The 12229-nt window shown below is 60.2% G+C and carries 9 protein-coding genes and 1 pseudogene; 2 read left to right on the top strand and 8 right to left on the bottom strand.

What is annotated here, in order from left to right; genetic code table 11:
• Nucleotides 1-105 precede the first annotated feature (105 nt).
• From gltP to QMX91_RS09960, 4 genes and pseudogenes are all read right to left on the bottom strand, one after another.
• Nucleotides 106-1438, bottom strand: a pseudogene (gene gltP, locus QMX91_RS09945) (glutamate/aspartate:proton symporter GltP).
• Between the two features lie 705 nt (nt 1439-2143).
• Nucleotides 2144-2608 carry an inhibitor of vertebrate lysozyme family protein gene (locus QMX91_RS09950; RefSeq protein WP_282412645.1) on the bottom strand — a complete coding sequence of 155 codons (465 nt, stop codon included), beginning with the start codon at nt 2606-2608 and terminating at the stop codon, nt 2144-2146.
• 2 nt (nt 2609-2610) lie between these two features.
• Nucleotides 2611-2775, bottom strand: coding sequence for a DUF1328 domain-containing protein (locus tag QMX91_RS09955; RefSeq protein WP_003177151.1), 165 nt, complete (start codon nt 2773-2775; stop codon nt 2611-2613).
• Nucleotides 2776-2847: 72 nt separating this feature from the next.
• Complete coding sequence (locus tag QMX91_RS09960; RefSeq protein WP_282412646.1) at nt 2848-3132, bottom strand: hypothetical protein; 285 nt, start codon at nt 3130-3132, stop codon at nt 2848-2850.
• Nucleotides 3133-3558: 426 nt separating this feature from the next.
• Between QMX91_RS09960 and algB the strand changes: the two genes are divergently transcribed.
• Nucleotides 3559-4905, top strand: a complete 1347-nt coding sequence (gene algB, locus QMX91_RS09965; protein ID WP_282412647.1) for a sigma-54-dependent response regulator transcription factor AlgB — start codon at nt 3559-3561, stop codon at nt 4903-4905.
• Nucleotides 4906-4915: 10 nt separating this feature from the next.
• On the top strand, nt 4916-6706 hold the full coding sequence (locus QMX91_RS09970) for a KinB sensor domain-containing domain (RefSeq protein ID WP_282412648.1): 1791 nt from the start codon (nt 4916-4918) through the stop codon (nt 6704-6706).
• On the opposite strand, the gene QMX91_RS09975 is transcribed toward QMX91_RS09970, so the two are convergent.
• The 4 genes from QMX91_RS09975 to QMX91_RS09990 all read right to left on the bottom strand — a co-directional run bounded on the left by QMX91_RS09975 (nt 6703) and on the right by QMX91_RS09990 (nt 12220).
• Nucleotides 6703-8319 (bottom strand): EAL domain-containing protein, encoded by a 1617-nt coding sequence (locus QMX91_RS09975; RefSeq protein ID WP_098966462.1) that lies wholly within the window; start codon nt 8317-8319, stop codon nt 6703-6705. The two genes, QMX91_RS09970 and QMX91_RS09975, sit on opposite strands and share 4 nt — an antisense overlap.
• 73 nt (nt 8320-8392) lie before the next feature.
• The gene (locus tag QMX91_RS09980) at nt 8393-9172 is read right to left on the bottom strand and encodes an N-acetylmuramoyl-L-alanine amidase (RefSeq protein WP_139055017.1); all 780 of its coding nucleotides are present in this window, start codon (nt 9170-9172) and stop codon (nt 8393-8395) included.
• A gap of 100 nt (nt 9173-9272) precedes the next feature.
• Entirely contained in the window at nt 9273-11345 is a 2073-nt protein-coding gene (locus QMX91_RS09985; RefSeq protein ID WP_282412649.1) for a diguanylate cyclase, read from the bottom strand.
• On the bottom strand, nt 11342-12220 hold the full coding sequence (locus QMX91_RS09990) for an endonuclease/exonuclease/phosphatase family protein (RefSeq protein ID WP_027610242.1): 879 nt from the start codon (nt 12218-12220) through the stop codon (nt 11342-11344). Before QMX91_RS09990 ends, QMX91_RS09985 begins: the two co-directional genes overlap by 4 nt.
• Nucleotides 12221-12229 lie beyond the last annotated feature (9 nt).

Here is a 12229-nt window from a genome sequence, read left to right on the forward strand (position 1 = left end):
GTCCAATGTAGGAGTGAGCCTGCTCGCGATTGCGGTGTATCAAACAACAGAGATGTTGAATATACGGCCCTCATCGCGAGCAGGCTCACTCCTACAGGTTGAGCGTCAGTTCTTGGAAATTTCGCCAGCCGGCAGTTTTTCCTTGCTGCGCCAGTGCGGCAGGGAGTTCCAGTAGCGCTCGCCCTTGGCGTCGTCGTACATGCCTTCCCAACGCGCGATAACCAGCACTGCCAGGGCGTTGCCGATCACGTTCAGTGCGGTACGCGCCATGTCCATGATGCGGTCGACACCGGCGATGAACGCCAGGCCTTCCAGCGGGATACCGACACTGCCCAGCGTCGCCAGCAGCACTACGAAGGACACGCCCGGTACGCCGGCGATGCCTTTGGAGGTGACCATCAGGGTCAGCACCAGCAGCAATTGCTGGCTGATCGACAGATCGATGCCGTACAGCTGGGCAATGAAGATCGCGGCGATCGACTGGTACAGGGTCGAACCGTCGAGGTTGAACGAATAGCCGGTCGGTACCACGAAGCTGCAGATGGCTTTCGGTGCGCCGTAGGCTTCCATCTTCTCGATCACGCGTGGCAGCACGGTTTCCGAGGAGGCGGTGGAGTAAGCCAGGACCAGCTCATCCTTGAAGATGCGCATCAGCTTGATCACCGAGAAGCCGAACAGCTTGGCGATCAGGCCCAGCACCACGAAGGCGAAGAAGGCGATGGCGACGTAAACCAGGATCACCAGTTTGGCCAGCGGCAGCAGCGAGGCGAAACCGAAGTTGGCCACGGTCACCGCGATCAGGGCGAACACGCCGATCGGCGCGTAGTTCATGATCATGTGGGTGACTTTGAACATGCTTTCCGAGACGCCCTGGAACATCTTCACCAGCGGCTCGCGCAGGTCCGACTGCAGGCTCGACAGACCGAGACCAAACAGCACGGAGAAGAAGATGATCGGCAGCATTTCGCCGCGGGCCATGGCCGCGAAGATGTTCGACGGGATCAGGTTGAGGATGGTCTCGATGAACGCGTGTTCATGCTGCACTTCGGCGGCGGTCGCCTGGTACTTGGAGATATCCACCGTGCCCAGGGTGCTCATGTCGATGCCGGCGCCCGGGTGGAATACGTTCGCCAGCACCAGACCGACAAGGATCGCGATGGTGGTGACGATTTCGAAATAGATGATGGTCTTCAGGCCGATACGCCCGAGTTTCTTGGCGTCGCCCACGCCGGCAATGCCGACGATCAGGGAGGAGATGACGATCGGGATCACGATCATCTTGATCAGACGGATAAAGATATCGCCTGCCGGTTGCAGGACGTTGCTGATCCACCAGGCTTTTTCGGCACTGAAGTGGTTGAGCAACGCACCAATTGCAATCCCTAAAAACCAGACCGATGAGGATCTGCCAGGCGAGGCTGAGTTTTGCCTTCTTCATTATCTTTACCCTTACTTGCGTTTGACTCAGGCACATGCAGGAACTGGAACGCTCTGTCAGCGGAAAAGTCTGTGCATCTGCCTCCGTATAAGGTGCCCCGAAGCGCGTATTTACGGCTCTTCGGCAGGCGAAAAAAGGCGCAACTATTCCGATGCAAGGTTGCGCCGTCTAATGCCGTAAACGCCTACCCTATGCCGAATCGGCATGAGCTTTTTTAAATGAAACTCGCGTCCCAACCGGTTCGATTACGACATTTCAGCCGGCATAAGTGCCGTGAACCGGCCATTGCAGCGTAGATTGGTTATTTTTTAAACGAGAAATTTCGACGGAAATTTTAAGAAAAAGCCTACGTTTGCAGACTATATGTCCCACTGTTTAAAGGGATTCTTTCTCGATATACGGTCGCCAGGAAACACCGCGTAATGTTTTCGCGCGCAGTGTGAGGCATTCAAAGACGAGCAGGACGCTCTGGATCAATGTTTTTTGCTTCGGATAAAGCTCAGCGCAAGTCCGTCGAGCCACTGAGGGTCGGCGAACCTGCGTCGCAGCTTTTACCCTGACCCGGCCCTCGCGCAGGCACTCCCTGTACCCGTAGGTCACTCCGACCCTGTAACAGTCAGAACGTCCCGGCCCCCTGGTCATGCGCCGACCTTCCTCGGGTGGGCGCAATGGAAGGCAGCGAGGCCGCTGCCTTCGTGTTCAAACTCAGTACCACTTCGGATCTTTCTTCAGGGTTTCCATCAGCAGATCCTGCATGCCCTGATCGGGCTTGCCGAAGAACCTGTACGTGGCATGTCGCGTTGGCGACTTGTCGGACGGCAGGCCTTCGGGCACATCAACCAGCATGCCGTAGGCATCGTCCTTGTCGAAGCTGAACGCGACGATCAAGCGATGGTTGAGGCACTTGTCCGCATTTTCGCAGAGCGGGCCAACCAGATACTTGTCGCCATCTTCTACCACCGCGTTCATCTGCTGTTCGGAAGTGCCGGACAGGTTCATCACCCATTCCGGCAGGCGTTCTTCGTTCTTTACAACGCCTTGCCAGGTTTCGCGGTATTGCGGGTCGGAGCTGAGCAGCTCGTTGACCCGCGCCTGGCCATCATTGGCCGCCATCGCCATGGCACTACCGCCCATAAGCAGGGCGGCTGCCAGTGTCTTCAAAGCAATCATCGTTAACCTCGGCCGCGACGGCCAAAGAAGAAGGAAGCGATGAACATCACCAGGAACACGACAAAGAGAATCTTGGCGATACCCGTGGCGGTGCCCGCGATACCACCGAAGCCCAGTACGGCGGCGATGATGGCAATGATCAAGAATGTAATTGCCCAGCTCAACATGGTGATTCTCCTTACTTCTCTATTTAGGGATATTGCGTGTTCCGGCGCGATGCGCCTGAATTCTTCGGTTCGTCAGAAAACCCAGCGCTCTTCACGTGGCAGTTGATCCAGCGGCTGTGGCTGATCGACATCCATCATGCGCATCGAAGCGCTTTCGGTTTGACTGCTGCTGACTGCGCTGAAGTGCGTCTGCGTGCTGTGTTGAATCGAGATCAGCGGCTCAGGCTTCTGGCTGTTTTCCCAGCTCAGGTATTGCTGGCAGGCAATCAGGGTGATCAACAGTGCAAGTACGCCAAACAGGCCTTGCTGGATATGCAGTGGCGAGATACGCACTTGGGCGGCACGTTGGCGAGTCATCCTGGGTTCCTCACTCTTATTCGGTTAGGGCAGTGGAATCTGCCCGGGCTGAATGAGTTATTGCAGGCTGCATGCCAGTTTTTTATTTGAAAAATATTCAATAAAATCAATGGTTTGCGAGTGAGTAGAATTCAGCGACGGACGCATCCTGCACGATGGGTCATCTACGGTCGTGCGAAATGCATGATTATTTCGTAGGAGATTTCATTCTTATGGAATTGAGAGCACGTCCCGGATGTCAGAAAAGTACGCAGGGAACCCTCTGTAAATCGGTGATTGTTTAAAAACTCAACAAAATCAACGGATTGGCCGTCAAGGCAGGAGAGAGCTACCCTCCCATGGCTCGCATCGTTCAGAATCAACCATGCAACTTGCCCGATTTTTCCGGGACTAACCCAAGATCAATCACTATGGAGCGTAGGAAAAATGGAATCTGCCACTGAGCATCAAGGCCGCATTCTGCTGGTGGACGACGAGTCCGCCATCCTGCGAACCTTTCGTTACTGCCTCGAAGACGAAGGTTATACGGTGGCCACCGCCAACAGCGCGGCTCAGGCTGATGCACTGTTGCAACGCCAGGTATTCGACCTGTGCTTCCTTGATTTGCGTCTGGGTGAAGACAACGGTCTCGATGTACTGGCGCAGATGCGCGTTCAGGCGCCATGGATGCGGGTGGTGATTGTCACCGCGCATTCGGCGGTCGATACCGCGGTGGACGCGATCCAGGCGGGCGCCGCCGACTATCTGGTCAAACCGTGCAGCCCCGACCAGTTGCGTCTGGCCACCGCCAAGCAGCTGGAAGTGCGCCAGCTCTCGGCGCGTCTGGAAGCCCTCGAAGGCGAGATCCGCAAACCCAAGGACGGCCTCGACTCTCACAGCCCGGCGATGAAAGTGGTGCTGGAAACTGCGCGGCAGGTTGCCGGTACCGACGCCAACATCCTCATCCTCGGCGAATCCGGCACGGGTAAAGGGGAACTGGCCCGGGCCATTCATGGTTGGAGCAAGCGCGAGAAGAAATCCTGCGTGACCATCAACTGCCCGTCGTTGACCGCAGAGTTGATGGAAAGCGAGCTGTTCGGTCACAGTCGCGGTGCGTTTACCGGCGCCAGCGAAAGTACGCTTGGTCGAGTCAATCAGGCGGACGGCGGCACGCTGTTTCTCGACGAGATCGGCGATTTTCCGCTGACTTTGCAACCCAAGTTGCTGCGTTTTATTCAGGACAAGGAATACGAGCGGGTAGGGGATCCAGTGACCCGTCGTGCCGATGTGCGGATTCTCGCCGCGACCAACCTTAATCTCGAAGACATGGTGCGCGACGGGCGCTTCCGTGAAGACCTGCTGTATCGCCTCAACGTGATCACCCTGCATCTGCCGCCATTGCGCGAACGTGCCGAGGACATCCTGACCCTGGCCGACCGCTTCCTCGCGCGCTTCGTCAAAGAGTACGCACGCCCGGCCCGGGGCTTCAGTGACGAGGCGCGAGAGGCGCTGCTGGGTTATCGCTGGCCGGGCAATATTCGTGAGCTGCGTAACGTGGTGGAGCGGGCGAGCATCATCTGCCCGCAGGAACGCGTGGAAATCAGCCACCTCGGCATGACCGAGCAGCCGGCGAACAACGCACCTCGAGTCGGCGCCGCGCTGAGCCTCGATGAACTGGAAAAAGCCCACATCGGCGCGGTGCTGGCGACGGCGGGCACTCTGGATCAGGCGGCGAAAACCCTGGGCATAGACGCGTCGACCCTGTATCGCAAGCGCAAGCAGTACAACCTGTGAGCGCCCGACGATGAAACTGGCGATGAAGTTGCGCACTCGCTTGTTCCTGAGCATTTCTGCGCTGATCACGGTCGCCTTGCTCGGGCTGTTGCTCGGGCTGGTCAGCGTGATGCAGATGGCCGGTACTCAGGAAGCAACGATCCGCAGCAACTTCGTGACCCTCGACCTGGGGCTCAAATTGCGCCAGACCCTCGGCGACCAGTTGGTGCTGATGCTGGCCGAAAAACCCGATCCCGCCGCGTTCGAAGCGTCAAAGCAGCATTACCTGCAATTGCTGGATGAAGGCATTTCGCAGGAGGCCGACGGCGATGGCCGCCAGTACGGGTTTACCCAGGCCAAGGCCGACTATCTGAGTTTTCTCCAGGCGTTCGAGCTGTCGCGTAATCCGGGCAATGTGCTCAGCGGCAACAGCGACCTCAGAGAACGTTTCAACATCTTGCGCAATGGTTTGATTGCCGAGCACAAGCATGCGCTGGACAACATCAACGCGGTGCAGCATGACGCCCGGGAAAGGGCGCTGCTGGTCTCCGGCCTGCTCGGGCTGGTGGGACTGGCAGTGCTGATCATCGGCTTTGTCACGGCACATGCGATTGCCCGGCGTTTCGGCGCGCCGATCGAGGCGCTGGCGCAAGCGGCGGACAACATCGGCCAAGGCAATTTCGAAGTGACGCTGCCGATTTCCTCGGCGATGGAAATGAACCAACTGACCAAGCGCTTCGGGCTGATGGCCGAGGCGCTGCGCGAGCATCAGGCGACCAACGTCGACGAGCTGCTGGCCGGTCAGCAACGCTTGCAAGCGGTGCTCGACAGCATCGACGACGGCTTGCTGATGATTGATCGCGAAGGGCATCTGGAGCACCTCAATCCAGTGGCCCAGCGCCAGTTGGGCTGGGACAGTGATCGACTCGGTCAGGGCTTGGGCACAGCGCTGGAGCGCCCGGAACTCGACGCACAACTGCAACTGGTGTTGCGCGGCGGCACCCTTGAGCGTGCTCCGGAAGATTTGAGCATCGAGGTCGATGGCGAATCACGTCTGCTGACTTACAGCCTGACGCCGGTCAGCCACACCCAGGGGCATATTCTTGGCGCGGTGATGGTGCTGCATGACGTCACCGAGCAGCGCGCCTTCGAGCGCGTACGCAGCGAGTTTGTGCTGCGTGCCTCCCATGAGCTGCGCACGCCGGTCACCGGCATGCACATGGCGTTCGGGCTGTTTCGCGAGCGGGCGAAGTTTCCCCCGGAGTCACGCGAGGCGGACTTGCTCGACACGGTCAATGAAGAGATGCAGCGCCTGATGCAGTTGATCAATGACTTGCTCAATTTCTCGCGTTATCAGAACGGTTTACAGAAACTCACCCTGGCGCCGTGCTCCATCGAAGATTTGCTGACGCAGGCGCAATCGCGCTTCGCGGCTGCGGCGGCGGCCAAAGGCATTGCGTTGAACGTCGAAGTGCAGGGGCCGTTGCCGCGCCTGCAAGCCGATCAGGCGCAACTGGACCGGGTACTGGATAACTTGATCGATAACGCCCTGCGCCATACCGCCCGCGACGGGCAGATTCGCTTGCAGGCGCGTCGGCATGGCGAGCGGGTCATCATCAGCGTCGAGGACAACGGCGAAGGCATTGCCTACGGGCAGCAGGGGCGGATTTTTGAACCGTTCGTGCAGGTCGGGCGCAAAAAGGGCGGCGCCGGCCTTGGCCTGGCGCTGTGCAAGGAAATCGTCCAGTTGCATGGCGGGCGCATGGGCGTCTATTCGCGGCCGGGACAGGGCACGCAGTTCTACATGGCGCTGGCGGTCTAGGCTTCGTCATCCAGCCGGCGTCCGGCGAGGCGCCGTCCACGGGTGATCAGTTCAATGAACTGCACCGCACTCAAGGCCTGGGCGAAAAGCCAGCCCTGACCGAACTTGACCCCCTCGCTGCTGAGAAACACGGCTTGCGCTTCGTGCTCGATGCCCTCGGCAATCACCTTCAGATCCAGTGCCTGCGCCATGTGAATGATGTGCGGAGCAACGCCACTGCTCGCCGCGTCATGACCGAGTGCGTCGATGAAGGCCTTGTCGATTTTCAGGCAATCCACCGGCAGCGTCTGCAGATAGGCGAGGCTGCAATAACCGGTACCGAAATCGTCGATCAACACTTGATGGCCGACATCGCGCAAGGCTTGCAGGTTCTCCCGCGCCACCACCACATCGATCAGCCCGCGCTCGGTGACTTCGAAGGCAATCTGCCGCGCCGCAACCCGGTGCAGGGTCAACAGCCTGGCCATGACTTGACCGATGCGCGGCACCATCACGTCGCACGCCGCAAGGTTGACCGAGATGTACAGTTGCGGATTCGCGCGTAGCACCGGCCCCAATTGCTCCAGCAGCCGCTGCAGGACGAAATCGGTCATCTGCCGTATCTGCCCGGTGTTTTCTGCCAATGGAATGAACAGGTCGGGGCTGGTCAGGGTGCCGTCCGGGCGGCGCCAGCGCAGCAGGGCTTCGGCGCCCACGCAATTGCGGCTGTCGAGGTCGAAGATTGGTTGATACAGGACTTGCAGCTCGCCACGCCGAATCGCACCCTGCAGCTCGGCGTCCAGTGACTGGCGCTGACGCACCAGTAGAAACACGAAGAAACCAGCAAACGCCCCCAGCAGCAGGCAGGCCGGCACCATCCACCACCAGACGGTCGGGATGTGCATGCCACTGCGCGGGGTGATCAGCACCAATTGGTATTCCGGATTGTTGGTTGGCATGCGATAGATCAGCCGTGACTGGGTGACTTGCAGGGCCTCGCGGCTCTTCGGTGGCCAGACTTCGCTCGGTGGCCAGGTCTGGGCTGTGCCGAGCACCGGAATCGCTCGCCTTCCATGATCGAGTACCACCAGCAGGCTGCTGTCCGGTGGCAGGTCGACCATGTCGGTCAAATGCCCGCGCGATGTCGCCACGCGGAAGTTGCCGCGCCCGAGCATCAGCGCCGCGCGGTTTTCATCGGGTTCGGTGGTGGTGTTGAGCCAGTAGCTGTAAGTCGGGCCCTTGATGTCCGGCGCGCGGACGACCGACAGTCCCTCCTGCCGGGGGCGGTTGGAGCAGATCCGCGAGCCGTCCATGTAGGCCGCTTCATACACGAAGCGATAGTTGAACGTGACCTGTTGCAGGGTGGCGATCATTTCCTCATCGCAACTGCGCAACGGCTGCGCCTGGAGGTCGTCGAGACTTTCGCGCAATTGCCCGAACAGCTGCTCAAGGCGGGCCAGAAAACGCTCGCCCTGGGCGTTCATCTCCTGACTCTCGTTCTGCTCGATCTGGCGCATGGCGACGAACATTCCGCCGGCGATCAGCAGGCTTGCACTGAGGACAGCCGCGATCATCGCCAAAAACCACGGGCGATAAAACCAGCTACGCAGCGTCGCTCGGGTAGCAACCATCATGGAATATCCGAAGAATTACCAATGAGTTATAGCTGCTGATTGCGATTTCGCCCTGACCGTCGGGCGGGCGTCATTATTTTGTCTGATTGAGTACCAGCAACAACGCGGCTGTTTGCGCGTCCGGCATACCGTCGAAACGGGAAGGGCGGAAATGCATCTGGAACGCTGCGAGCACATGGCGCGTCGCTACATCCAGCTCGCCGGTTTGCGGGGTGTCGTAACCGACGCGCGCCAGTTGTTCCTGGAACCAGCTGATGCTCGGCAATTCGGCGTTGAACAGCACCTGCTGCCGCGCCACCGCTTGTTCATTAGGCCATACGCCCAGGCCTTCGGCGGCCAGGCGTTTCCATGGGAACAGTGGGCCGGGGTCGAGTTTGCGCAGGGGCGCGATGTCGCTGTGACCGATGATATGGCGCGGGCTGATGCCTTGGCGCTTGCTGATGTCCTTGAGCAGAACGATCAGCGACTGAATCTGCGCTTCGCTATAAGGGAACCACAGGCGCCCGGTCGGCGTGTCCTTGAAGCCCGGATTGACGATCTCGATACCGATCGAGCTGGAGTTGAGCCAGGTGCGGCCCTGCCATTGGCTTTCCCCGGCGTGCCAGGCGCGCTGGTTTTCATCCATCAGCTTGTAGATGGTACCGCCCTTGTCATCGCCGATCAGGTAGTGGCTGCTGACTTCGCCGTGGGTCAGCAGTTGCAGCGAACGCGCGAGCGACGCCGAGGTGTAATGCACGATCACGAACTGCACGCGGCTGTCGTGATTGGCCGAAGGATGGCTGGTGTCGTAACGCGGGCCGCTGGCACAACCGGCCAGAATGAGCAGCGACGCGAGAAGGGTAAAAAATTTCATGGCAAGAGGCAGTACACGCAAGACAGTAATGCAACAGTGTAACGTACTGCCTCGGGTCTCGACGGCCGGCGGGCTGAATTAAACAAAATGGAACAATTACTCAGCCCAGCTCGACCCGGTTGCGTCCGCCATTTTTCGCCCGGTAAAGCGCCTGATCGGCTCTTTTGAGCACCAGATCGCTGTGTTCTCCCGTTTTGAACGACGCCAGGCCCATGGAAATGGTGATCGTCACCCGTTCGCCCTTGAAGTGAAACGGGCAGGCTTCGATTGCCGCGCGCAGGGTCTCCAGCAGTTTGGCGCCCACCGCAGGCGTGGTCGCCGGCAGCAGCAGAACGAATTCCTCACCACCAAAACGGGCAATGAAATCCGCTGCGCGCAGGCGTTTGCGCAGCACTGTGGCGATGATCTTCAGCACCTTGTCGCCGGCCAGATGGCCATAGTTGTCATTGATGCGCTTGAAATGATCAAGGTCGAGCATCGCTAGACTCAAGGTGTTGCCGTGTTGCTGCCACTGTTTGATCTCGTGTTCCAGGCGTTCGCTCCAGGCGGCGCGGTTGGGCAGGCCGGTCAGCGGATCGATCAGGGCTTTCTGCCGCTGTTCTTCCAGGTGTTCGCGAAAGCCCAGGGCTTCCTGCTCCATGTGCGCCACACGCTCGGCCAGACCCTTGAGGCGTGCCGCCACTTCCTGCTCGCGGGCATCGCGTTGTTTCTGGTGTTGATCCATGGTGCCGAGCAGGCCTTCCAGATGGTTCTCCAGCACTTGCTTGAGGTCATCCAGATCGGCCGCTTCCTGCATGCTGGTCTGCAAACCATCGACCTGCTCGCGGATCTGCGTGTCCATCGCCCGCGCCGCCGAGCTGTTGTCGGCGTGGCCTTCGCTGGCGGCCTGCAGGTTGCTTTGGAACGCTTCGAGGCGCTCGTTGAGTTGCTGCAGATAGGCTTCGAATTCGTGCTGGCCGCTGTCGGTGATCGCCAGCATCAACGTCGCCAGATCGTCGAGAATCGGCAGCAGTTCGTACCAGTTCAGGCCATTTTTCAACCGGTCGCGCATCGCCTCTGCCTGCGGGCGATGGCGCTCGGGCAAGGTCAGGTCGTCGAGCAGCCCGATCAGCGTGTCTTCGATGTGTTTGGCCACTGAACTGTAAGACGGCTCCGGGGAATCGGGCAGGGCGTACAGAATGTCCTGCTCGGGTTGCTCCGGATCGATGGCGGCCAAAGCCTGGGCAATCGGTTCGGGCAGGGGCAGACTATCGAGGAGCAACGGTGCCGGGATGTCGCCCGGGTGGATCAACTCGTCGGGGTTGAACGCGGCAGCAGGTGCTGGCGCCGTGATCGGGGTGGTCGGCCGTTCGGCTTCAGGTTCGGCCGCTGGTAGTGCAGGTGCAGCAACGGGTTCGCTGATCGGCTCGGCAGCAATGACCGGAGGCACGAACGCGAACACAGGTGATTCGGACTCGGGCTTCACTGCTGGCGTTTGCTTAAGCTCGGCCTCTGGTGGTTGCGCGATGGCCGCTACGGTGACGGGTGCTGCCGGAATCGGCTCGACCGCTGCGGTTGGCGCGGGTACCGGCTCAGATGCAGGTTCAGCGTTGGCCGGCGTCGGCGTCGGCGCCTGAGGCTGATCCGAAGACTCTGGCACCCCTTCACTGTCGCGGCTGCCAAACAAACGCTGCAGAAAGCCCGGACGGTCCGGCTCGGGCGGTGTTTCCAGCTGGCTCAACGCCTTGCCCTGCAAACCACTGAGTTCGCTCAGCAGCAGCGGCATTTCCCGCGCCTGGCCGACCCGGCTGTCGAGTTGCTTGGCGAATTTCTTCAGCGGCTGGGCGACTTCCCGGGGCAGCGGCAGCGCTTGTAGCTGGGTGACCAGCGCGGTAAGCGCGGTGCTGACCTGATCGATTCGGGTTTCGCGACGTTGCTCGGAATCGAGCACGGCTTTTTCCAGGCGCGGCAGCAGGGCGGCGAGGCCGGCGTCCATGTCGTCGGTGCGCACCACATCGCGCATCTCTTTCATGCACTGATCAACGACCTTGTCGGTGCCTTCAGCGGCCAGCGTGCTGCGCACCAGACCGCGGCGCAGCAAGTCGAGCCGGGCGGCCCAGCGACGTTCGAGCTTGTCCTGTTGTTCGATGCTTTTGAGGTACTTCTCTTTCCAGCGCTGGGCGTCGTCGCTCATTCAGGGGTTCCGCGAGGGGCAGGACTCAACGCGGGCAATGCATCGGCCGTGAGCGAACCCGGCAGACGAATCTCTACCGCGACCGGCAGGTGATCGGAAATGGGTTGGGCCAGCACTTCGACCTTTTCCAGGGTCAGGGTCGGGCTGAGCAAAATATGATCAAGGCATCGCTGTGGCCGCCAACTGGGAAAGGTGGCTTGCATCTGCGGGGCCAGCAGGCCGAGATCGCGTAACGGTGACTGTTGTAGCAGATCACTGGCATGGGTGTTCATGTCGCCCATCAATATCTGGTGCTTGTAGCCACTGATCAGGTCACGAATATAGGCCAGTTGCAGGCTGCGCACCCGTGCGCCGAGCGCCAGATGCATCATCACCACCACCAGCGCCTCCGGACCTTCACCGAAGCGCAGCAGGATCGCGCCGCGACCTTTCGGGCCGGGCAGCGGATGATCTTCGATCGCCCACGGTTTCAGGCGACTGAGCACGCCGTTGCTGTGCTGGGCCAGTCGGCCGAGGTTGCGATTGAGTTGTTGATACCAGTAGGGGAAGGCGCCGAGGTGGGCCAGGTGTTCGACTTGATTGACGTAGCCTGAGCGCAGACTGCCGCCATCGGCTTCCTGCAGGGCGACCAGATCGAAGTCGCCAAGCAGGTCACCGATCTTCTGCAGATTGCCTGAGCGCCCGGTGTGCGGTAGCAGGTGCTGCCAGCTGCGGGTCAGATAATGCCGATAGCGCTCGGTGCTGATGCCGACCTGGATATTGAAACTGAGCAAGCGCAGACGATGGTCTGCGGGCAGGCCCGTGGACTCCAGGTGATGCTCGTTGACCTGCGGATCATGCAGGCCAACGCTGCGTTCGGTGCCCCAGCGGCGCATGGCGGTTAC

Origin of the sequence: Pseudomonas sp. PS01299 (assembly GCF_029960145.1) — a bacterium.
Classification (GTDB): domain Bacteria; phylum Pseudomonadota; class Gammaproteobacteria; order Pseudomonadales; family Pseudomonadaceae; genus Aquipseudomonas; species Aquipseudomonas putida_A.

What these genes read in the sequence shown, in the direction of transcription:
- QMX91_RS09950 (WP_282412645.1), bottom strand. Translation starts at nt 2,608, where the DNA reads ATGATTGCTTTGAAGACACTGGCAGCCGCCCTGCTTATGGGCGGTAGT.
- QMX91_RS09955 (WP_003177151.1), bottom strand. Translation starts at nt 2,775, where the DNA reads ATGTTGAGCTGGGCAATTACATTCTTGATCATTGCCATCATCGCCGCC.
- QMX91_RS09960 (WP_282412646.1), bottom strand. Translation starts at nt 3,132, where the DNA reads ATGACTCGCCAACGTGCCGCCCAAGTGCGTATCTCGCCACTGCATATC.
- algB (WP_282412647.1), top strand. Translation starts at nt 3,559, where the DNA reads ATGGAATCTGCCACTGAGCATCAAGGCCGCATTCTGCTGGTGGACGAC.
- QMX91_RS09970 (WP_282412648.1), top strand. Translation starts at nt 4,916, where the DNA reads ATGAAACTGGCGATGAAGTTGCGCACTCGCTTGTTCCTGAGCATTTCT.
- QMX91_RS09975 (WP_098966462.1), bottom strand. Translation starts at nt 8,319, where the DNA reads ATGATGGTTGCTACCCGAGCGACGCTGCGTAGCTGGTTTTATCGCCCG.
- QMX91_RS09980 (WP_139055017.1), bottom strand. Translation starts at nt 9,172, where the DNA reads ATGAAATTTTTTACCCTTCTCGCGTCGCTGCTCATTCTGGCCGGTTGT.
- QMX91_RS09985 (WP_282412649.1), bottom strand. Translation starts at nt 11,345, where the DNA reads ATGAGCGACGACGCCCAGCGCTGGAAAGAGAAGTACCTCAAAAGCATC.
- QMX91_RS09990 (WP_027610242.1), bottom strand. Translation starts at nt 12,220, where the DNA reads ATGCGCCGCTGGGGCACCGAACGCAGCGTTGGCCTGCATGATCCGCAG.